We start from the raw sequence: 20,921 nt of genomic DNA, 5'->3' as shown, positions 1-20,921 counted from the left end.
TTAATGCCCCCTCTCCGGCCACGGCTTATTGGTGAGACTCACCTGAGTCGTAGGAATAGCCGATGACCTCAGAACGCGTTCGGGCGCACTCGACCTGGATGGCCGCGATCTTCGTCGGCTTCATGCTCGTCATTTCCTCGGGCGCCGTGCACCTGCACTGACTTCATCTGTCCGCCACCTCCACGCGCCCTCACCCGGCGCTCTTGTCCTCGACGGCGAACGCCGCTTTGAACGGCAAGGTCAGTACCGGGCGGTTCTGCTCGTCCTCCACCTCGATGCGATGATGCAGCGACAACTTCCCGTTCTGCACTTCCTGGCACGCCATCTCCCTTGCCGCTCTCACGGCCTCGTCCCTGGCCGCCGCGATATCGGGCAGTTCGATGCCTTCCTCGTCGTGCAGAACAATGTCGTCATACAGGTGGAAGAAGTAACGTGGCATGACAGTCGGCGCTCGCTGTTTGGCTGAAAAAGATCCGGCTTTATGAATTGCCCCGCGTCGGCCTCTGCTCAGGCGGCGGCATGAAGATAAGTCGCATCGAAATCGGCGACCTGTCGCATCCGCTCCCAGTCGGCGATCTTGATCGTTCTGCCGGCGCGGGCGATCACGCCATCCTCGCCAAGCACGCGCAACATGCGGTTGACGTGCACCGGGGTGAGGCCGGTGGCATCGCCAATCTGTTCCTGGGTCATCGGCAATTCGAAGCGTTCGGCGCTTCCGAGCCCCGCCGCCACGCATCGCGCGGCGAATTCGCACAGCATATGGGCGATCCGCACCTTCGCGTCGCGCCGCCCGACATTAAGGACCCACTCGCGAAAGATTGACGCGTCGATCAAGGTGTCGCGCCACAGCGCGCGGCCGATATCCGGATGCTCGAAGGCAAGCCGGCTGAGGTCGTCCTTGGCGATCCACGCGACCGTCACGTCGGTGATCGTCTCGACATTATGGTCGGCGACGCGGAGCAGCAAATGCTGCACGTCGAGAAGGTCCCCTGGAAGATGGAAGGAGACGATCTGCCGGCCGCCGTTCGCAGACATTTTGCTGCGGCAGGCAAAGCCGCGAAGCAACAGGCAACAACGGTCGGGGCTGCTGCCTTCGCGGATCAGGTAACGTCCTGCCCGAACGTCCTCCGTCGTATAGGGTAGGGAGAGAATTGCTGCTCGGCCTGTCTCGCTCAGCTCCGCGAGCTTGCTTAATTTACTGACCAGTGGTTCGAGCAGATTGCCATCACTCGCTGGCATGTTTCTCCTCTTGATGCTTTGCCGTTTCCGTTACGGCGGTTTCACGAATTAACGCCTTTGGTCGTGGACCGTTCCGCACTCGAGTCATCGACGGGGGTCGGCTAGGAGCGCCGCCGTCGGCAAAGCGTCGATGACTGTCTAGAGCGGATGGCCCGCCCCGCAGGACTCGAACCTGCAACCTCTGGGTTCGAAGCCCAGCACTCTATCCGGTTGAGCTAGGGGCGGCCGCCCCTCTTTAGCGCGATCAGCGAGGCCATTTCCAGCGCCACGCGTCAGGCAGGCCTAGAGCATTGCGCGAAAAGGTGGGTACCGGCTTTTTGCAAGAAGCAATGCGGCATCAAACAATTAAAGGGCAGGCTGCGATTCAACTTGATCGCGGCTTGCCCTAATTGCCGCCTTGCGGCGACAGCGGCAGGATATCGGCGGCGCCGCGATCGCGGGTTTCCTCGTTCCACCGTACCGAACCGAATGGCCGCTCGAGCATGCGGCGCACGCGCACTGGTTCCTCGCCGCGATGATAAGCCATGGCCTGCTGATGGAGCAGCCGCTCCGCCTGCGTCGGGCGGCTGCGCTGGCGCAGGAAATCGAGCCAGGTCGGGCAATGATAACGCTCGATCCACAGCTCCGGATCGGCGACGTCGCGCGCGAGCGACCAGCCGTAGGCGCCGTTGCGCTGCCGGCTGCGCTGCACTTCGAGCATCAGCCGGTAAAAGGCGCGCGCCTCTTCCGCCGGCACGCGATACTCGAGCTCGATGACGATCGGTCCGCTGCGGCTGGTCAGCGCCAGCTTGACCTCCGGGTCGGGTGGCACCTCCGATTCCTCGGCATAGGTTTTCGCCGCGTCGGCCACACGCATCCACAATCCGAGGACCCCTCCGGCAAATATGCCCGCGGCGGAGACCAGCAGTGCGGTCTCGACGCTGGTCGCTTCGGCAAGCACGCCCCACCCCCAGCTGCCCAGGGCGATGCCGCCCGATACGCTTGCCTGGAAGGACGCGATCGAGCGTCCCGCCACCCAGCGTGGTACCGAGATCTGAATCGCGACGTTGAACGTCGTGGTGGAAAGCATCCAGCCGACGCCGGTGAGGAAGATGCACACTGCCGTCAGCAGCTCGTTACGGCTGATCGCTGCCCCCGCGACCGCGAACGCCATCACCGCGACCGAAGAGCGCAATGTGCCTTCGAAGCCGAAGCGATTCCTGACCCGCGCGACATTGAAGGCGCCGACCACCGCGCCCATCCCGAACGATCCGAGCTGGAATCCGAACGTCTTGGCATCCCCGCCGAGCAGGTCGCGCGAGATCAGCGGCAACAGCGCGAGCACCGACCCTCCCATCAGGCCCAGCACGAACGCGCGGACGATCACGGTGCGGATCGGCGGCGAGTGGAACACATAGCGTATGCCCGAGATGACGGCCCGGCTCAGCCGCTCGGGCGGCAGCCGCGCCGGTTCGGCCGTGCGCTTGGAGCGCAGCAGGACGATGAGCATCGGGAAGTAGAGCAATAGCCCGGTTCCGAACGCCGCGACGGCATTGGCCGCAGCGACGATCACCCCGCCGACCGCCGGTCCAAAGCTGCGCGCCACGTTGAAGCTGATGCTGTTGAGCGCGACGGCCGAGGGCAGCAGCTCGACGGGAACATAATCGCTCACCGACGACTGCCAGGTCGGCCAGAAGATGGCCGTGCCGCTGCCGATCAGGAACGAGAAGGCGAGCAGCGCCCAGGCCGAGATCTGCCCCGTCAGCGCAAGCCCGAAGAGGATGCTGACCCCGGTGATCGAGAGCAGAAGCGCGACGATCGAAACGCCCCGCCGGTCGTACATGTCCGCGATCGCACCGGCCGGCATTGCGAGCAGCAGGATCGGCAAGGTGGTGGCGGTCTGAACCAGCGCGACCATGCTTGCGTTGGTGGTGAGCTCGGTCATCGCCCACGCCGCGCCAACGCCCTGGATCATTAAACCGTGGTTCGAAAGCAGGCTCGCCAGCCAGATATTGCGATAGAGGGGATTGTGTAAGGGCGCGGTCATTCCCGTCTTGCCGGCACCGCTCTTGGAAGCTTCTGTCATGGCGCGGTGGTGGCTTCCATATGTGTCCCTCGCCTTATGGCCTGTCGGCCTCAGCCTCTCCCTAGTGTCAAGCTTGCTGCCGGGCCAATCGAAAAACAAGCGCGGCGGCAAGCCCTTGCAGGCCGCCGCATGGCAGTGCGGGCTGCCTTGCACGCCTGGTGCGGCGCGGACATAATGCTCGCGGCCGGCAGGAGTGTTTGGAATGCGGAAATTTGTCGTCGCCCTGTGCCTTGCCTCCGCTCTGTCGCCGCTTGGTGGCTGCGCCGCCACCCGCCAAGCTGCCGTCGCACCGGTGAGCCCGCAGCCTGCCGATCTTGCCTTCGCCGATTTGGCGAAACGCTATCTCGACGGACTGACGCGCCTCAACCCCTCCTATGCGACCGGGCTCGGTGATCACCGCTATGACGACAGGGTCACCGACATGTCCGCCGCTGGACGCGCGCGCACCAACGCCTTCTTGAGGGAGACATTGGCCGAGCTTGGCCGCATCGACCGCCGCTCGCTCGGCCGTGACAATCAGGTCGATGCCGCTCTGCTCGACAACAATCTGCGCTACGCGCTGTGGACCGACGAGACGTTGCAGAACTGGGCGTGGGACGCGCAGATCTACAATGATACGGCTGGCACATCGCTCTACAGCCTGGCCGCGCGCGATTTCGCGCCGTGGGAGGTGCGCCTCAAATCCGCGACCGCGCGCATGGCCGCAATCCCGGCGCTGCTCGCGCAGGCGCGCGCCAATCTGGTCCCCGCCCGCGTCCCGCCGATCTACGCGACCACCGTCGCGAAGCAGAATGCGGGCCTCGTCTCGATCGTGCAGGAGATGCTGATCCCCCACCGCGATCTTCTGTCGCCGGAAGACCGCGGCCGCTTCGACACGGCCTTCGCCACCCTCAAGGCAGCTGTCGCCGAGCACCAGATCTGGCTCGACAAGGTGCTGGTGCCCGGTGCCAAGGGCGATTTCCGGCTCGGACCGGCGCTGTACGATACCAAGCTTCGCTTCGCGCTGGTCTCGCCGCTTGGGCGCGCCGAGATCAAGCAGCGCGCCAATCGCGCGCTCGTCGATACGCGCGCCCAAATGTATGCGCTCGCGCGGCAGATCCTCGCTGGGCGTGCCGGCGCTCCCGCGCTTCCCGCTTCGCCGACCGCCGAGCAACAGCAAAAGGCGATCGAAGCGGCGCTCGAGCTCAGCTACGCCAAGCGTCCGTCCCGCGATGGGGTGATGGCGGCCGCGACAGACACGCTGGCCCAGGCCACCGCATTCGTGGCGAAAGCAGGCCTGATCACGCTTCCGGCGACGCCAGTCAAGATCATCCCCGTGCCCGAATATATGCGCGGCGTGGCGGTCGCTTATTGCGACAGCCCCGGCCCCCTCGAGCGCCATCTCGACACCTTTTACATGGTCTCGCCGCTGCCGGAGGACTGGACCGCCGAGCAGGTCACCTCGTTCCTGCGCGAATACAATCTCTACATGATCCACGATCTCAGCATCCACGAAGCGATGCCAGGTCATTTCGTGCAGATCGCCCATTCCAACCAGAACCGCTCACTGCTGCGCGCGGTGCTTTCGTCGGGCACTTTCGTCGAAGGCTGGGCCGTCTACGCCGAGGGGATGATGGCCGACGCCGGCTATCTCGACGGCGACCCTCTGTTCCGCCTCACGGTTCTCAAGATGCGGCTCCGCTCGATCACCAACTCGTTGATCGACATCGCCATCCACACCGAGGGCATGACCCGCGAGCAGGCGATGGAGCTGATGACGCGGATGGGGTTCCAGCAGGAGCGTGAAGCGGCCGGCAAATGGACGCGGGCCACCCTCGGCTCGACCCAGCTCCCCTCCTATTTCGTCGGCTATTCGGAGCATATCGAGCTGCGTGAGGAGGCGAGGCGCCGGCGCGGCGCATCGTTCGATCTCAAGGCTTATAACGACGAATTGCTCAGCCACGGCTCGCCGCCGGTCCGCTTCGTCCGCGCGCTGATGCTCGGCGAACCGATCGAGTGAGCGGCGCCACTGGGGCGTGCCTTGTGGGCGACTCTCAGGGGTGTACGAAGGCCTTCGCGCTGCGGTCGCGCGGGTCGCTTTCGAGGTCCAGATAGCGGCTGCGCAACCGGTCCCAGAGCGCGAGCTGCGTCCAGTCGGGTACGTCGAGCAGGCCTGATTCCTCCGAGAGGAACGGGTTGGGCAACATCACCGTCAATTGCTGCTCGCCCGCGCCGTTGAACAGCCGCAGCCCCCACGACGACGGCGCACCGCCATTGACGATGCGATACAGTTCCGCACGCGACGTCCGGCGGTGCCGGGCGAGCGCGGGCGACACCGGATGGCCCTCGCTGCCGCGATGCTCGCCGATGCACAGATGAAAGTGCCAGGCGCCGAAATCCACGGTCATGTAGCCGTCCATCATCGAGATCTTCTCGGGCGCGTTCGGCGCGGCGATCTCGAACACCGCGCCCTGGATCAACGTGCCGAAGCGAATGGCCTGCCAATGTTCGCTGAACAGGTCGGTGAGCAGCGCGCGCAATGCCGGCTCCTCGGTGGGCAGCGGAAAGATTTCCAGCGAGCCCATGCCTTCCTCGTCGACCGTTCGCATCCAAGCCCCCCTCACCCGCGCATTCTCCGGCGCCACTCGTCGCTCGTGTCAGGCCACCCTCACCGGTTCCCGCCGCGCGACATGATCGTGCCCGCTTGGCCACTCCGCCAGAAGCTGTTCGCGGCGCGCGCCAAGCTGCGCCGCGTCGGTCAGCTGCTTGGCCGCGAGCAGCCGTTCCAGCGCGGCGAGCCAGTGATGATAATAATCAGAACCTGTATCGGCCTCACCGCGCTCTCCCACCGCGCGGATTTCCGCGCTCAGCGTGTCCGCCCATTCCTTCCAGGTGAACAGGCCACGTTGATGCAGCTGCACGACCAGCGCGAACGCCTGCGCCTCCCACGGCTCGCGGAACACCGGGCCTTCGCCATCGCGCGGGATCGACTCGATCGGGGGTACGGCCGAGGTCACCGGCCTCGGCTCGGCCCCGCCGCCGCCGCTCTCGCCGCGGCGGGATCGGGTTCGATATAGTCGTCGAACAGATCGATATAGACGGTGTCGCGCGCCGACGCCTGCTCTCCCCACAGCTCGCGCGCTTCGAAGCAGACGCTGTAGACGTGCTGCGCCTTGTGCCCCTGGCCATGCGCGGCGGCGTCCGGAAAGGCGAATACGCCGTGATCGGCGTGGATGACGCCGCGTTTGCCGCGGATATAGCGCGGCAGGCGCGTGTGACCGACCGGGTGGACGTTCCGCGCCAGCACCGCATCACCCGCCTTGAACCGCGGTGCGATCGCGTCCGGCCGGCGCGAGGAAAGGCCGGTGCTCAGCATCGGCCCTACCATCTCCGGGACGAGCAGAGGCATCAATGCGCCCCCTTCAGTTCGGCCATTCGCTGCTCGATCTGCTCGCGGGTCAAGGTGCCGTCGGCAATGAACAGGGCTTCCATCGCGTGCAGCCAATGTTCGTAATAGGAGGTGGCGAGATACTCGTGCGCAGGCATCTTCTCGATTTCGTGGCGAAGCATGTCGATGTTGAAATGCCCGCCCGCAAAACCGCCGAAGAACAGGCCGAAGACACGTGCCTGCCAGCCTTCGGGGAAATAGCGCTCGTCCTCGTCGGGTACGATCGGGCCCCAGCCATGCATGCCGCCCATGTCGTGAATGCTGTTCACCGCGCGTGCTCGGCAGGCACTTTCGGCAGGCCGGTGCCGATCATCGAGTCGCGTGTCACCAGCTCGGCGAGCTGTTCCTCGTCGAAGCCCTCGCTGCCCGCGGGCCGCATCGGCAGCACGAAGTAGCGCAGCTCGGCGTTGCTGTCCCACACCCGGACCTCGGTGGTTTCGGGAACTTCGATCCCGAACTCCTTGAGCACGCCGCGCGGGTCGATCACCGAGCGCGACCGGTAGGGCGCGGACTTGTACCAATTCGGCGGCAGGCCGAGCGTTGGCCACGGATAGCATGAGCACAAAGTGCACACGACCATGTTGTGGATGTCGGGCGTGTTTTCCACCACGACCATGTCCTCGCCCTGCACGCCGCCGTAGCCGAGTTCGGCGATCGCTGCGGTGCTGTTCTCCAGCAGGCGCTGGCGGTAGGCCGGGTCGCTCCAGGCCCGGGCCACGACCCGGGCTCCGTTGCGCGGGCCGACCTTGTTCTCGTAGATTTCGATGATGGCATCGAGCGCCTCGGGGACGATCAACCCCTTCTCCGTCAGCAGCGATTCGATCGCCTTGACCCGCAGCGCCGCGTCCGAAGGCGGCGCATTGTGACGATCGTGGTGGCCGTCATAGGCGTGGTCGTGCCCTCCGTGATCGCGCCTGCCATGATCGTGATCTTCATGATCGTCGTGCGTCATGTGCTTACCTGCTCTCGCGCCTCTGTCGAAGGTTAGTCACGCAAGGCGTTAGCGTCAATCAAAGGGAAGACGAGTCTCCCCGCATTGCGGCATCGTAACGGCTCCGATAAGAACTCGGACGCTCCGACCTCCCGTCGGTGCAGGCGGAGGCGCGATCCCGTTCCAGCAGACGCCCGATCGGTCCGCGCTCCGGTCGATACGAGCACGGAGGATCAGAATGAGGGTCAACCAGCCTACTGTCGATGAACTGGCCGGCGTGGCCGAGCAACTCGGCCTGCACTTGTCGCCGGCGCAGCTCGAGGAATATCTCGGGCTGATGGCGCCGACGATCGCCGCCTACGACCTGCTCGAGCATATGCCGGACGAACTGCCGCGCGTGAAATACCCGCGCACACCGGGCTATCGGCCGTCGCCCGAAGAGAATCCGCACAACGGCTGGTATTACAAATCAGAGATCCGCGGCGCCAAGAGCGGCAAGCTCAAGGGCAGGACCTTCGCCATCAAGGACAATGTCTGCGTCGCCGGCGTGCCGATGATGAACGGCTCCTCGACCCTGCAAGGCTATGTGCCGGAGATCGACGCGACGATCGTCGAGCGCATCCTCGACGAAGGTGGCGTGATCCTCGGCAAGGCGCATTGCGAGCTGTTCTGCTTTTCCGGCGGCAGCCACACCAATTCCACCGGCGTCGTCGCCAATCCGGTCAAGGCCGGATACATGGCCGGCGGATCGTCGTCGGGCAGCGCGGCGCTGGTCGCGGCCGGCGACGTCGACATGGCGATCGGCGGCGATCAGGCCGGCTCGATCCGCATCCCCGCCGCTTATTGCGGCGTGGTCGGCATGAAGCCGACGTTCGGGCTGGTGCCCTATACCGGGCTGATGCCGATCGAGGCGACGATCGATCATACCGGGCCAATCACGGCGAACGTCGCCGACAACGCGCTTTTTCTGGAAGTGCTTGCCGGCCCCGACGGGCTCGATCCGCGGCAGATCGGCGTCAAGGTCGACAATTACACCAAGGCGCTCGGCGGCAATGTCGAGGGCATGCGGATCGGCGTTGTCAAGGAAGGCTTCCTGCTGCCGAACGCCGAATCCGACGTCAACGATCTGGTGCGCAAGGGCGCGGCGCTGTTCAAGAAGATGGGCGCCAAGGTCGAGGAGGTCTCGGTGCCGGTGCATGGCGGACCGGGCCAGGCGGTGTGGAGCGCGATCGCCCACGAAGGCGCGTTGATGCAGATGATGCACGGCAACGGCTTCGGCTTCAACTGGAAGGGCGTGTATCTGCCAAGCCTGATGCGCGCGCACGACGGCTGGCGCGACCATGCCGACGAGCTCTCCCCAAGTCTCAAGGTGGTGATGCTGATGGGCCAATATGTGCTCAACAGGCATCGCGGCCAGCATTATGCCAAGGCCCAGAACGTCGCGCGTCGCATCGCCGCCGGCTACGATGCGGCGCTGGCGCGATACGATCTGCTGCTGATGCCGACCGTGCCGCACAAGGCATCGAAGGTGCCGCCGCCCGATGCCGGCATCACCGAGATAGCCATCCCCGCGCTCGACATGATCGGCAATACCTCGCCGTTCGATGTCACCGGCCACCCGGCCATCTCCATCCCCTGCGGGTTCAGCGATGGGCTGCCGGTCGGCCTGATGCTGATCGGCAAGCATTGGCAGGAGTCGACGATCTATCGCGCGGCGCATGCCTTCGAGCAGGCCGGGGCGGGCAAGAAATAGCGACCGCGCGCAAGCCTCACGACTATTCGAGCTGGCGCAGCGCCGCCGCCGGACGAACCGAGATGATCGGAATCGATCCGGCAAGGCCGATCCCAAGCGTAATCAGACCGCCGACGGCGAGCGTCGCAAGCACCATCGGCCAATCGGGTGCCCAGCCGAACTCGAACAGCTCGACGATGACGTACCAGCCGGCGGCGCTGCCGAGCGCTAGCGCCACCAGCGCCAGCATCGCCGTCAGCAGGGCATATTCCAGCCCTTGCGCGGCAAGGATCTGGGCGCGGGTCGCGCCCAAGGTCTTGAGGATCACGCTGTCGTAGCTGCGCGCCTGCCGCGCCGCGGCGATCGCCCCGATCAGCACCGCAATTCCGGCAAGGATCGTGACCGAGCCTGCAAGGCCGATCGCGACCGCCATCTGATCGAGCAACGTCCGCACCTGCCCGATCAACTCGCCGACCTCGATCACTGAGATCGACGGAAAGGCGGCGAGCAGCGCGCGCGCCACCGCCGGTGCGTGCGCCGCATCGATGGTGATCGTCGAGGTGAGGTTGTGCGGCGCGCTGCGCAACGCGTTCGGCGAGAACACCATGATATAGTTGAAGCCGAGCGTGTCCCAGTTGATCCGCCGCAGCGAAGCGACCCGAGCCTCCATCTCGCGCCCGAGCACGCTGACGGTCAGCGTATCGCCGACGCCGATTGCCATGATCTTGGCGGCCTCCTCGTCGAGCGAGACGAGCGGCGGGCCTGAATAATCCTCGGGCCACCATTGGCCGGCGACGAGCTCGCTACCCTCGGGCAGCCGGTCGCTGTAGGTCAGCCCGCGCTCCCCGCGCAGGAACCACGCACCTTGCGGGATCTCCTCGAGATCGGCGACCCGCTGGCGACCGTAAGCTATGATCAAGCCGCGCAGCGACGGCACCAGGTTGAGACGCGCTTCGGGCGCGTGCGCGCGGACGAGTGCCTCGAATTTCGCCTGCTCGCCCATCGGGATGTCGAGCACGAACTGGTTCGGGGCGCGCTTGGGGACGCTGCGGCTGATTTCGGAATCGAGACTGGTCTGGATCGCGGTCAAGGTGACGAACAAAGTCAGGCCGAGCCCGAGCGCGATGACCAGCGGCACGGTCTGCGCGCCCGGGCGATGGAAATTGGCGAGGACCAGCCGAAGCAAGGGCCGGCGTGGCCGCGGCAGTCTCGCCGCGAGCCGCTTGACCGCCCAGCCGATCAGCATCAGCAGCAGGAGCACGGCGCCGGCCGCGCCGAGCACCGCAAGCGCGAACAGCGGCTGCCGCGCCGTCAGCACCGCGAGCAGCAGGACCGCGAGCGCCGACACGATCATGATCAGCCAGCCACGACGGTCGATTGCCGAACGCCGCTCGACGGTCGTACGGAACAGCGCCGCCGCCGGGAGGATCCGCGCGCGGGCCAGCGCCGGCAGGGTGAAGATCAGCACGATCAGCAACCCATAAGCCGCGCTCGCCGCCAGCGGAGCCGGATGAAAGCCTGCGCGCGCTTCCACCGGCAGCAGGTCGCCGGTGAGCGCGATCAGGCCGGCGGGCAGCAGCGCCCCGACGCCGAGCCCGCAAGCGATCGCCGCCGCTGCCACGGCGCCGATCTGCAGCATGTAGATGCGTTCGATGTCGCCTGAGGCCGCGCCGAGGACCTTGAGCGTCGCAATCCCGCCGCGCTTGAGCCCGAGATAGGAGGACACGCCGTTGCCGACGCCGATCCCGGCGACGATCAATGCGACGAGCCCGATCAGCGACAGGAATTGGCCCATCCGTTCGAAAAAGCGGTTCGCGCCCGGCGCGGCGCGGTCGCGATCCTTCACGTCCCAACCCGCCGAGCTGAAGCGCTTGGTCAAGGCCTTGGCGACCCCGCCGGCATCGGCGCCGGGCGGCAGCGCGATCCGATATTTGCTTTCGAACAGGCTGCCCGGCTGGATCAGCTGCGTTCGGCGCAAACCCTCGAGCGAGACGATCGCCACCGAACCCAGGGTAAAGCCTTCGCCGACCCGGTCGGGTTCCTTGACGATCAAGTCGCGGACACGGAACATCGCCTCGCCGTAGCGCAGCCTGTCGCCGATCCGCAGCGCGAGCCGCCCGGCCAGCGCCTCGTCGATGAATATATCGGATGGGCCCAACTCGCGGACGCTCGCGCCCCGGCGTGAGACGAGGCTGCCGTAAAGCGGATAAGCGCGATCGACGCCTTTGATCTCGGACAGCAAAGCCGCCGGCCCGTTCGACGTGCCGGAGGGAGTGGGCTCGACGCGATGCGCCATCGCCCGCATCCTGATTGTGGCGCTGACCCGCCCGAGCCTGTCGAGAACATGCTTCTCTTCGGGGGTCGCCTCGCGTTGGGCAATGCCCACTTCGACGTCGCCCCCGAGCAGCTCCTGGCCCTGCTCGGCGAGCGCCCCGGTGATCGCTGCGGTCAGGCTGCCGATCGCCGCCAGGGTCGCAACCCCGAGGAACAGGCAGATGAACAGCAGCCGCAAACCCCGCAGCCGGGGATTGAGGTCGCGGCGTGCTATTCTCCAGCATCCCTTCCAGCCGAGTGGGGTCACTGCGCCTGATCCGCCCCCGGCTGCTCCACGACACGCTCATCCGAGACGATGCGGCCGTCGCGCATCCGGGCGATCCGGTCGCACCGCTGAGCCAGCATCGGATCGTGGGTGATGATCACCAGGGTCGCACCGTTTGCACGCTGCCGTTCGAACAGCAGGTCGATGATGAGGCTGCCGGTCTGCCCATCGAGGTTGCCGGTCGGCTCGTCCGCGAAGATGATCTCCGGGCCCGGCGCTACCGCGCGGGCGATCGCAACCCGCTGCTGCTCGCCGCCCGACAGCTGCGCCGGATAATGGCTCAACCGATCGCCGAGACCGACCGCGCAAAGCTCCGCCTCCGCCGCCGCGAACGCATCGCCGCGCCCGGCAAGCTCGAGCGGAACCGCGACATTCTCGAGTGCCGTCATCGTCGGCAGGAGATGAAAGCTCTGCAGCACGATGCCGATCGTTCCGCGGCGGGCACGCGCCAGGGCATCCTCGTCCAACGGGCCGTAATCGACCCCCGCCACCGAGACTTCGCCGGAGGTGGCGCGCTCAAGCCCGGCCAGGATCGCCATCAGCGAGGATTTGCCCGAACCCGAAGGTCCGAGGATGGCGAGACTCTCGCCGCCGGGGATGTCGAGATCGATCCCCTTCAATATCTCGGTTGCCGCGCCTTTGGCGCCGAGCGACAGGGTGACATTGCGGGCGCTGATACCGATATCGCGCGAACTGGATTTCCCATGCATTGCGGGAGAAGGGCCTTTTGATGAGCGGCAAGACCCCCCATTACGCGGCGTTGCTGCTTCCTGTCCATTTGGCTGCTGCTGCATGTTCCGGCGGCGGTTCGGCGGACACTGCGTCCCGGGATCAAACCGGCAGCACGGCGGCGACCATCCGCCAGGAAGCCGCCTCCCCCGAGGCGCGCGACGAGAAATTGGTGCTTGCCTTCGGCGACAGCCTCTACGCCGGCTATGCGCTGAGGCAGGACGAAAGCTTTCCGCACGATCTCGAACAGGCGCTCGCCGCGCAAGGGATCGTCGCGAGCGTCCACAATGCCGGTGTCTCGGGTGATACCACTGCGTCCGGACTGCAACGCCTGGCCTTCACTTTGGATGGCCTTCCCCGCAAGCCCGATCTCGCGATCGTCGGGCTCGGCGCCAACGACATGCTGCGCGGGCTCGATCCGCAGGTGGCGCGCGACAATCTTTCCGCCATTCTCTCCGAGCTGCGGCGCCGCGGCATCCCGATCATGCTGACCGGCATGGTCGCTGCGCCGAACATGGGCCGCGACTATGGCGCACGCTTCAATGCCATCTACCCGGATCTGGCGAAGGAATATGGTGCCGAGCTCTATCCGTTCTTTCTCGCCGACGTGATCGGATCGCCGGCGCTGATGCTGCCTGACCGCATCCACCCCAATGCCGCCGGCGTCGATGCGATCGTCACGCGCGTGGCGCCGATGGTCGCGAAGCAGCTCCGTACCTGAACCGGCGAGACGTCTGCTGACGAAGTGACAGCGCACCCAACAACGTGCTGGCTTGGCTGCAGGCGAACCCGCGCTGAGCGAGCGTTTGATTGAACCCATGTTATTGCGCCTGCGTGCCGGGTTCCTCAAGAGTCGATCGATGCCGCTCTTCTACTTCCACGTCTATGACGGCATGCTCGTCGCTCCCGATGACGAAGGTCTGGAGCTAGCCAATATCGAGGCCGCGAGGGACGAAGCCGTTCGCGGCGCCCGCTCGATCCTGAGCGATGAGATCCTCAAGGGGTGCATCGACCTCAGCGGCAGGATCGAGATCGCCGGAGAGGACGGCACGATCCTGCTCGCGCTGCCGTTTCGCGATGCCTTTGAAATCAAGGAATGATGCGTGACGGCAATCGGTGAAGTCTTTGTCCGGCACCTCAGCCTGATCGGTGATCTGTCGGAAGAGGATCGAGAGGCGCTGCTGAGGATCGACGGCGAAATCCGCTGGGTCGAGCGTGGCGAGGACATTCTCCAGATCGGCGATCGTCCAACTCACGTCGTCGTCGTGCTCAGCGGGCTGCTCCATCGCTATACCTCGGGCCCGCAGGGCATTCGCCAGATCCACTCCTTCTATCTGCCCACCGATACGCCGAGCCTCGAGACGCTCCACATCGGGGTGATGGACAACAGTCTTGGCGCGCTGACACGCTCGCAGATCGGCCTTGTCCCCCATTCCGAACTGTTCGCGATGATGGCCGCCCGGCCAAGCCTGGTCGGATCTCTATGGCACGAGACGCTCGTCCAGGCGTCGATCTTCCGCGCCTGGCTGATGCGCAACAGCCAGATGCTCGCCCATGCCCGGATGGCGCATCTGTTCTGCGAGGTCGTGACCAGGGCGCGGGCGGCAGGGCTGGTCGCGGACAATCACTGCCCGCTTCCGATCACGCACGAGGACCTGGGGGACACGCTCGGCCTGACTCCGATCCAGGTCAAGCGGACCTTGATGATCCTGCGTGCAGGCGCGCTCGTCGACTGGGAGCAGTTGGTCGAAGTCGGGGAATTCGACCCATTCTATCTTCATTTCCAGGACGGCGGCGGTCCGCCGCGTCCGGTCGATGCGCTCGTCCATTGACGCTGATCGCCCTCGGCGTCATCCGCTAGCCGGGCACAGATATCTCCGATTCATGCGTTGGCAGCCCCGCCCTCACCTCATACAGCCCGCCATGCACCATCCACGGCTAACATCAGCGAGGGTCCCATGCGTTACAACAAGCTCGGCCAGACCGGCCTGTTCGTCTCGGAGCTCTGCCTTGGCGCCATGACCTTTGGCGGTGGCGAAGGCATTTGGGAGCATATCGGCGCGGTCCAGCAGCAGGAGGCGGACGATCTCATTCGCCGCGCCTTCGACGCCGGCATCAACTTCATCGACACGGCCGATGTCTATTCCAACGGCCTTTCCGAGCAGATCACCGGACAGGCGCTCAAGAATCTCGGCCTCGGGCGCGACGAGGTCGTGGTGGCAACGAAGGTGTTCGGCCAGACCGGCGAGGGCGTGAACAGCCGCGGCGCATCGCGTTACCATATCATGGAGGCGGCCAAGGCAAGCCTGAAGCGGATGCAGCTCGAGCATATCGATCTCTACCAGATCCATGGCTTCGATCCCGCGACGCCGATCGAGGAGACGCTGCATGCGCTCGACACGCTCGTTGCCCACGGTCACGTGCGCTACATCGGCATTTCCAACTGGGCGGCATGGCAAATCACCAAGGCGCTCGGCATCTCGGAGCGGCTCGACCTCGCCCGCTTCGTGTCGCTGCAGGCTTATTACACCATCGCCGGCCGCGACCTGGAGCGCGAGCTGGTGCCGATGCTGCAATCGGAGGAGCTTGGCCTGCTGGTCTGGAGCCCGCTCGCCGGCGGGCTGCTGTCCGGCAAATATGGCAGCGATGGCAAGACTGGCGCGGATGGCCGCCGCGCCGGCTTCGCCTTTCCCCCCGTCGATCAGGATCGCGGCCTTGCCGTGATCGACGCCATGCGCCCACTCGCCGAAGCGCGCGGCGTCTCGGTCGCGCAGATCGCGATCGCATGGCTGCTGCACCGGCCGGTGGTGACCAGCGTGATCATCGGCGCCCGGCGCGAAGACCAGCTCGCCGACAATATCGCCGCTGCATCGGTCAGCCTTAGCGCCGATGAAATGAAGCAGCTCGACGACGTCAGCCGCCTTCCGCCCGAATATCCCGGCTGGATGTTCGATCGCCAGGGTGAATATCGCCGCACACAGCTCGATCAGGCCGCGCCGCGGCTCGGCCGATAGCCGCGGTCGCGCGCCCGCTCCGCATAGTGATTTCAAGTCAGGTGAAATCACCTGACGACTCGGAAATCACGGATAACAAAGAAACAGACTCAATCCCGGTTCAATCAAACCGGGATTGAGTCGAACCGGGAGGTCGAATGATACCGCGCGTGCTCGTCGCGACCGCCGAAATGCCTGACGGCGGCGGCGAAATTCGCCTGCTCCGGCATAGTACGGACTTCTCGATCATGCTCGGGCGGATCGAGCTGATGAACAGCCGCATGAGCGGATCAGAGGAGGCGCTTGCCACCCTGACCTGCGCGCGCCTCGCGGCACGACCCGCGCCCAAGCTCCTGATCGGTGGGCTCGGCATGGGCTTCACGCTTCGCGCTGCGCTTGCGCAGGCCGGCAAGGGCGCCGCTTTGGTCGTTGCCGAGCTGGTGCCGGCGGTGGTCGCCTGGGCGCGCGGCCCGCTGGCGCCTCTGTTCGGCGATAGCCTCGCCGATCCACGGGTCACGATCGTCGAGGACGACGTCGGCGCCATGATCCGCAGCGCCCACCAGGATTATGATGCCATCCTGCTCGACGTCGATAATGGTCCCGACGCGCTCACCCGCAAGGCCAACGATTGGCTCTATGCTGCCAAGGGTCTCGACGCCGCACGATCGGCGCTGCGCCCGGGCGGTATCCTGGCGATCTGGTCGGCCTACCCGGACCCGCGTTTTGCGGAGCGCCTCCGCCGCGCGGGCTTTGCCGTCGAGGAGGTCAAGACGCGCGCGCGCCAGGGACGCGGCGCGCACCACATCATCTGGCTGGCGACAAAGCCTGGCCGGACGCGCGGCACGGTTCAGCGGGTCCTGCGTTGAACAGCCCTAACGCGCCATGTCGGCCGACATTTTCCTTCCCGGCCGATCGAGCGACGATTAGTGAGCCGCACCCGCCGAAAGTTCGTCCATGAGAAGTCTGTCTTTCCTCGCCTTGCTGCTGCTCGCCTCTGCACCCGCGCTCGCGCAGCCTCCTTCGACCGCCTTGACGACGAACGCGCAGACACAAGCCGCGCGGCTGCGTGCCCTGTTCGCGGCGAGCGACGAGGCGATGCTCAAGCGCAACCCGCTCCAGGCGTTGTTCCGTGGAGACATGCGCTACGCGTCGCAATTCGGCGATTTTATCAACGACGCCTATTTCGCGGCCGAGAAGCAGGCTGCGATCGCCGATCTCGCCGCGCTTGCCCGCATCGATCGCAACGCGCTGGGGCGCGAGGAACGCATCAGCTACGATGTCTTCAAGTTCCAGCGCACCCTCGATCTCAAGAGCTATGAGCCGGCGCTGCTGCGCGCGACGGTCGTGCGGCCGATCGATCATTTCGCCGGCATGCAGACCTTCGTCCCCGACCTCGCGTCGGGAGACGGCGTGGCGCCGTTCAACACGATCGCCGATTACCGCGACAATCTCTCGCGCCTTGCAGGCTACGTCACCTATCTCGATCACGCGATCGTGCGGATGCGGCAAGGTCTGGCGCAGGGGATCACCAATCCGAAGCTGGTGATGACCAACGTCGTCGGCCAGCTCGACGCGCTTGTTGGCGAAGGCGTGACCGGCTCGACCTTCTACAAGCCGGTGACCAAATTCCCCCCCTCGATCGCCACCGCCGATCGCGCGCGCTTCACAGCAGCTTATGCATCGTTCATCCGGGACCGACTGCTTCCGGCGCATGCCCGGCTGCGCGATTTCATCACCAACGAGTATCTGCCGCAGGCCCGCGAGAGCGTCGGCCTCGGCGCGATGCCCGGCGGGCCGGCGCTTTATGCCTATCTGGTGGCAAGCACCACCACGACCGACATGACCCCCGAGGCGATCCACACGCTGGGGCTTGCGGAAGTCGGCCGCATCCACCGCGAGATGGAAAGAGTGAAGGAGGATATCGGCTTCAAGGGGACCCTGCCGGAATTCTTCGCCTCGATGAGCAGCGATCCCAAATTCGCGCCGGCGTCGGCCGATGCGATGCGCGATGCCTTTCTCGCCATCGACGAAAAAGTGCGCGCAGCGGTGCCCCGGGAATTCGCGGCCATCCCCAAGTCGCCGCTCGAGATCCGGCCGGTCCCCGCCTATAAGGAGAAGACCGAGGCGGGCGGCTCCTATCAGCCCGGCACCCCGGACGGCAGCCGCCCCGGCGTTTTCTATTACAACAGCTACGATCTCCCCACGCGCTTCACCTGGGGATTCGAGACCTTGTTCCTTCACGAAGCCATACCGGGCCATCACTTCCAGATCAGCCTGGCTCAGGAGAATGAGGCTCTGCCCGCGTTTCAGCGGTTCGGCGGCAACACCGCCTTCTCCGAAGGCTGGGCGCTCTATGCCGAGAGCCTCGGTCCCGCACTTGGCCTGTTTACCGACCCCTATCAGCGCTACGGCCACCTCAACGACGAGATCCTGCGAGCGATGCGGCTGGTGGTCGATACCGGCATCCACGCCAAAGGCTGGAGCCGCGACCAGGCGATCGCCTATATGCTCGCCAATTCGGCGATGGGCCGCACCGACGCCACTGCCGAGGTCGAGCGCTACATCGCCATTCCGAGCCAAGCGCTCGCCTACAAGGTCGGTCAACTGACCATCCGCCGCCTCCGCGCCAAGGCGGAGCGCGAGCTCGGTCCGAAATTCGATCCCCGCGCGTTCCACGCTCAGGTGCTGATGTCCGGGGCGCTGCCGATGCAGGTCCTGGAAGCCAAGATCGATGACTGGATCGAAGCGGAAAAAACCCGGTGAGGCTGAAGGCTCATATTCTCTCGCCATTCCTGCTGCTGCTCGGCAGCTGCGGCGGCGGGGGAAGCAAGAGCTACACGCCGCATATCGAGGATTGGGAGCGCCAGCTCGGGGCTGAGCAGCACCCGCAGATCCTCGGCGAATTCGGCGGCAGCTACGAGGGCGACGAAGCGACCTACGTCGCCGCGCTCGGCGAGCGGGTCGCCGCCGCTGCGGGGCTGCCGCGGCAATGCACGTTCACCTTGGTCAACACCGACGTGGTCAACGCCTTTGCGGTCCCTGGCTGCTACATCTACGTCACCCGCGGGCTGCTCGGGATCGTCAACACCGAGGCCGAGCTTGCCTCGATTCTGGCGCATGAGGCCGGCCATATCGTCGCCGACCATAGCGAGCGGCAGCAAAAGCGGTCGCTGTGGCGCAGCCTCGGCGTCTATGCGGTCGGCTTGGTGACCGGCTCTGAAAATCTCACCCGCATCGCCGGACGTGCAGCCGCGCTGTTCACGTTGCGCTATTCGCGCAAGCAGGAATATGAAGCCGATGATCTCGGCATCGCCACCATGGCGAAGGCTGGCTACGATCCCTATGCCGCCGCCGATATGTTCGGCGCCTTGGCTCGCAACGAGCGCTTCCTTGCGCAAACCAGCGGCCGTGACGAGGCAAGCAGCATCCCCGAATGGTCGCGCACCCATCCGCTCACGGAGAACAGGATCGAGCGGGCGCGCGAAACTGCAGCCGCCACCGGCCTTGCCCAAGACGCTCTGCCCGAGAACAAGGCCCCCTATCTCGATACAGTCGATGGCCTCCTTTACGGCGATGATCCCGAGCAGGGGTTTGTCGTCGGCCGGAACTTTGCCCATCCCATGCTTCGCATCGCCTTCACCGCGCCCCCCGGCTTCACGCTCACCAACAGTCCCGCGGCGATCCTGATCGAAGGACCCGATGGGGTGAGAGGCGAGTTCGGTGGGGGCAGGCTGCCGGCGGATGGCCTTGAGGCCTATGTGAGCGCGCTCGTCGCTCGGCTACTCCAGGGCGCCACTGCCGAGGTCGGCCCGCCCACGAGGAGCTTGGTCAACGGGGTTCCGGCGATCATCGTGGCGGTTCGCGCCGCGACGGAGGCCGGGGCGATCGAGCTCTCGATCGCCGCCTATGACGGTGGCGATGGGCGCGCGCATCATTTCATCATGATCTCGCCGCCCACCGAAGCGGCCGATGTGGCGATTACCGAGCTGTTCCGGTCGTTCCGCCTGCTCTCTCCTCAGCAAGCGGCAGCCCTGCGTCCGCGCATCATCGACGTCGTCGCGGCCGGCGCGCGCGACACCGCCGCGTCGCTCGCTGCGCGCATGGCGACCGATCACAAGCTGGCCCATTTTCTGATGCTCAACGGTCGTTCCGCCGATGCGCCGGTGCGCGCCGGCGAGCGGGTCAAGATCGTCGTGGGTCGTTGAGCAGCCTTCAGCGGGGCTTGCGGAGCCTGCGGAACAGGCTGCGGCGGCCGATCGGCTCGAACATCTCGTCCGGCCCTTCCGGATCGAGCACCTCATTGTCGGCGAGGAACTTCTCGACCGCTGCCAGGTCGGGCGTGCGATAATCGCGCAATGATCGTCCCGGTCCCGCGAGCCGGTCGATCGTCGCGATCAGCGATCCCGTTTCCGCGAACGTCGCTGCGATCGTCTCCGGTTCGATGTCGAGATGCTCGGCGATCAGCCCGTTGCGCAGCGTGGTGATCGTCGCCGCCGTTTCGTCGCCATCGGCCGAGCGCGAAGCGTCGACGACGATGTCGCATTCCGTATCGAGCCTGAGCGATCGGTTATTCCAATTGGATGATCCGACGCGCAGCACCTGATCGTCGATCACCATGATCTTCGCGTGGACGTAGATTGGCACGCCGGCGACGGTGAACGGATGATAGATGCGAAAGCGCCCGTTGGTGTCGACACGGCGCAAGGCCTCGTGGAGGCGCGCCCGCGCGGTGTCCATCGCCTCCTGCTCAAGCCAGCCGTCGGCCTGCTCGGGATTGATCAGCACGATCTCCGGTCCGTCCTGCTCCGCGAGCCGTGCCGCGAGCGCTTCGGCCAGCTTGCGCGACGCGAAATATTGGCTCTCGGCGTAGATGCTCCGGCGGGCGCGGGCGATCAGGTCGAGATAGAGGGTCTCGATCTCATGCACTTCCTGCTCGTCGCCATAGTCCGGCCGGGTGCGCGCGATCGCGACGTCTATATTCTCGAATGCTGGAACCAGCCCCTTTGGCCAGCAGTCGCGCTCGGCCTCGACCGGCGCGAGCTGCTCGCCGGTCGCGCATTTCCAGCGGTCGCGCGCGAGCGCTCCGAGTGCGGCTGCGGCCGGCCCCGTCAGCGCCGTCGTCGCATCGTGCCACGGGCCATAGGGCTTGCCGTTGGGGTCGATCCGCTGCGGATCGTCGTCGCGGTGCGCGCGTGTGTCCCAACGG

The 20,921-nt window shown here is 65.8% G+C and carries 20 protein-coding genes and 1 tRNA gene; 9 read left to right on the top strand and 12 right to left on the bottom strand.

Features of this window, described 5'->3' with window-relative positions; all coding sequences use genetic code 11:
- Positions 1–190: 190 nt before the first annotated feature.
- The 4 genes from V6M48_RS02960 to V6M48_RS02945 form a co-directional block, all read right to left on the bottom strand.
- Positions 191–439, bottom strand: coding sequence for a DUF6894 family protein (locus V6M48_RS02960; protein ID WP_332811034.1), 249 nt, complete (start codon positions 437–439; stop codon positions 191–193).
- Between the two features lie 68 nt (positions 440–507).
- Positions 508–1,239 (bottom strand): Crp/Fnr family transcriptional regulator, encoded by a 732-nt coding sequence (locus tag V6M48_RS02955; RefSeq protein ID WP_332811033.1) that lies wholly within the window; start codon positions 1,237–1,239, stop codon positions 508–510.
- Positions 1,240–1,387: 148 nt separating this feature from the next.
- A tRNA-Arg gene (locus V6M48_RS02950) sits at positions 1,388–1,464 on the bottom strand.
- A gap of 160 nt (positions 1,465–1,624) precedes the next feature.
- Entirely contained in the window at positions 1,625–3,304 is a 1,680-nt protein-coding gene (locus V6M48_RS02945) for an MFS transporter (RefSeq protein ID WP_332811032.1), read from the bottom strand.
- 202 nt (positions 3,305–3,506) lie between these two features.
- On the opposite strand from V6M48_RS02945, the gene V6M48_RS02940 reads away from it, so the two are divergent.
- Positions 3,507–5,303, top strand: a complete 1,797-nt coding sequence (locus tag V6M48_RS02940) for a DUF885 domain-containing protein (protein ID WP_332811031.1) — start codon at positions 3,507–3,509, stop codon at positions 5,301–5,303.
- Between the two features lie 34 nt (positions 5,304–5,337).
- On the opposite strand, the gene V6M48_RS02935 is transcribed toward V6M48_RS02940, so the two are convergent.
- The 5 genes from V6M48_RS02935 to nthA are packed head-to-tail and all read right to left on the bottom strand — an operon-like array spanning position 5,338 to position 7,683.
- A complete protein-coding gene (locus V6M48_RS02935; protein WP_332811030.1) occupies positions 5,338–5,928 on the bottom strand; it encodes a DUF7676 family protein in 591 nt (196 codons plus the stop codon).
- A gap of 12 nt (positions 5,929–5,940) precedes the next feature.
- Positions 5,941–6,246 carry a nitrile hydratase accessory protein gene (locus tag V6M48_RS02930; protein WP_443019040.1) on the bottom strand — a complete coding sequence of 102 codons (306 nt, stop codon included), beginning with the start codon at positions 6,244–6,246 and terminating at the stop codon, positions 5,941–5,943.
- Positions 6,247–6,296: 50 nt separating this feature from the next.
- Complete coding sequence (locus V6M48_RS02925; RefSeq protein ID WP_332811028.1) at positions 6,297–6,692, bottom strand: SH3-like domain-containing protein; 396 nt, start codon at positions 6,690–6,692, stop codon at positions 6,297–6,299.
- Positions 6,692–7,000 carry a hypothetical protein gene (locus tag V6M48_RS02920; protein ID WP_332811027.1) on the bottom strand — a complete coding sequence of 103 codons (309 nt, stop codon included), beginning with the start codon at positions 6,998–7,000 and terminating at the stop codon, positions 6,692–6,694. The genes V6M48_RS02925 and V6M48_RS02920 overlap by 1 nt, the downstream gene beginning before the upstream one ends.
- Positions 6,997–7,683 (bottom strand): nitrile hydratase subunit alpha, encoded by a 687-nt coding sequence (gene nthA, locus V6M48_RS02915; RefSeq protein ID WP_332811026.1) that lies wholly within the window; start codon positions 7,681–7,683, stop codon positions 6,997–6,999. The genes V6M48_RS02920 and nthA overlap by 4 nt, the downstream gene beginning before the upstream one ends.
- Before the next feature lie 217 nt (positions 7,684–7,900).
- Between nthA and V6M48_RS02910 the strand changes: the two genes are divergently transcribed.
- On the top strand, positions 7,901–9,415 hold the full coding sequence (locus tag V6M48_RS02910) for an amidase (RefSeq protein WP_332811025.1): 1,515 nt from the start codon (positions 7,901–7,903) through the stop codon (positions 9,413–9,415).
- Between the two features lie 22 nt (positions 9,416–9,437).
- On the opposite strand, the gene V6M48_RS02905 is transcribed toward V6M48_RS02910, so the two are convergent.
- Complete coding sequence (locus V6M48_RS02905; RefSeq protein ID WP_332811024.1) at positions 9,438–11,975, bottom strand: ABC transporter permease; 2,538 nt, start codon at positions 11,973–11,975, stop codon at positions 9,438–9,440.
- Positions 11,972–12,703: an ABC transporter ATP-binding protein gene (locus V6M48_RS02900; RefSeq protein ID WP_332811023.1), complete on the bottom strand. Its 732-nt coding sequence runs from the start codon at positions 12,701–12,703 to the stop codon at positions 11,972–11,974. Before V6M48_RS02900 ends, V6M48_RS02905 begins: the two co-directional genes overlap by 4 nt.
- Positions 12,704–12,720: 17 nt before the next feature.
- Here V6M48_RS02900 and V6M48_RS02895 point away from each other — a divergent pair, with 17 nt between their 5' ends.
- From V6M48_RS02895 to V6M48_RS02865, 7 genes are all read left to right on the top strand, one after another.
- Positions 12,721–13,443 carry an arylesterase gene (locus tag V6M48_RS02895; RefSeq protein WP_443019039.1) on the top strand — a complete coding sequence of 241 codons (723 nt, stop codon included), beginning with the start codon at positions 12,721–12,723 and terminating at the stop codon, positions 13,441–13,443.
- 52 nt (positions 13,444–13,495) lie between these two features.
- Entirely contained in the window at positions 13,496–13,822 is a 327-nt protein-coding gene (locus tag V6M48_RS02890) for a DUF6894 family protein (RefSeq protein WP_332811021.1), read from the top strand.
- A 3-nt stretch (positions 13,823–13,825) separates the two neighbouring features.
- Positions 13,826–14,554: a Crp/Fnr family transcriptional regulator gene (locus V6M48_RS02885; protein WP_332811020.1), complete on the top strand. Its 729-nt coding sequence runs from the start codon at positions 13,826–13,828 to the stop codon at positions 14,552–14,554.
- 126 nt (positions 14,555–14,680) lie between these two features.
- Positions 14,681–15,736 carry an aldo/keto reductase gene (locus tag V6M48_RS02880; RefSeq protein ID WP_332811019.1) on the top strand — a complete coding sequence of 352 codons (1,056 nt, stop codon included), beginning with the start codon at positions 14,681–14,683 and terminating at the stop codon, positions 15,734–15,736.
- 137 nt (positions 15,737–15,873) lie between these two features.
- A complete protein-coding gene (locus tag V6M48_RS02875; RefSeq protein WP_332811018.1) occupies positions 15,874–16,581 on the top strand; it encodes a spermidine synthase in 708 nt (235 codons plus the stop codon).
- 88 nt (positions 16,582–16,669) lie between these two features.
- Entirely contained in the window at positions 16,670–18,478 is a 1,809-nt protein-coding gene (locus tag V6M48_RS02870; protein ID WP_332811017.1) for a DUF885 domain-containing protein, read from the top strand.
- On the top strand, positions 18,475–19,920 hold the full coding sequence (locus tag V6M48_RS02865) for a M48 family metalloprotease (protein ID WP_332811016.1): 1,446 nt from the start codon (positions 18,475–18,477) through the stop codon (positions 19,918–19,920). The genes V6M48_RS02870 and V6M48_RS02865 overlap by 4 nt, the downstream gene beginning before the upstream one ends.
- Before the next feature lie 7 nt (positions 19,921–19,927).
- Here V6M48_RS02865 and V6M48_RS02860 read toward each other — a convergent pair.
- The coding region (locus V6M48_RS02860) for a phospholipase D-like domain-containing protein (RefSeq protein WP_332811015.1) at positions 19,928–20,921 on the bottom strand (994 nt) is incomplete at its 5' end.

The organism is Sphingomonas sp. (assembly GCF_036677245.1).
Classification (GTDB): Bacteria; Pseudomonadota; Alphaproteobacteria; order Sphingomonadales; family Sphingomonadaceae; genus Allosphingosinicella.
Note: the sequence above shows the minus strand (reverse complement) of the source record. Positions and strands in the feature narration are given on the sequence as shown.

Bases quoted from the DNA above. Each gene is read 5' to 3' on its own strand.
- V6M48_RS02960 (WP_332811034.1), bottom strand. From the start codon at position 439: ATGCCACGTTACTTCTTCCACCTGTATGACGACATTGTTCTGCACGAC.
- V6M48_RS02955 (WP_332811033.1), bottom strand. From the start codon at position 1,239: ATGCCAGCGAGTGATGGCAATCTGCTCGAACCACTGGTCAGTAAATTA.
- V6M48_RS02945 (WP_332811032.1), bottom strand. From the start codon at position 3,304: ATGACAGAAGCTTCCAAGAGCGGTGCCGGCAAGACGGGAATGACCGCG.
- V6M48_RS02940 (WP_332811031.1), top strand. From the start codon at position 3,507: ATGCGGAAATTTGTCGTCGCCCTGTGCCTTGCCTCCGCTCTGTCGCCG.
- V6M48_RS02925 (WP_332811028.1), bottom strand. From the start codon at position 6,692: ATGCCTCTGCTCGTCCCGGAGATGGTAGGGCCGATGCTGAGCACCGGC.
- nthA (WP_332811026.1), bottom strand. From the start codon at position 7,683: ATGACGCACGACGATCATGAAGATCACGATCATGGCAGGCGCGATCAC.
- V6M48_RS02910 (WP_332811025.1), top strand. From the start codon at position 7,901: ATGAGGGTCAACCAGCCTACTGTCGATGAACTGGCCGGCGTGGCCGAG.
- V6M48_RS02900 (WP_332811023.1), bottom strand. From the start codon at position 12,703: ATGCATGGGAAATCCAGTTCGCGCGATATCGGTATCAGCGCCCGCAAT.
- V6M48_RS02880 (WP_332811019.1), top strand. From the start codon at position 14,681: ATGCGTTACAACAAGCTCGGCCAGACCGGCCTGTTCGTCTCGGAGCTC.
- V6M48_RS02875 (WP_332811018.1), top strand. From the start codon at position 15,874: ATGATACCGCGCGTGCTCGTCGCGACCGCCGAAATGCCTGACGGCGGC.
- V6M48_RS02870 (WP_332811017.1), top strand. From the start codon at position 16,670: ATGAGAAGTCTGTCTTTCCTCGCCTTGCTGCTGCTCGCCTCTGCACCC.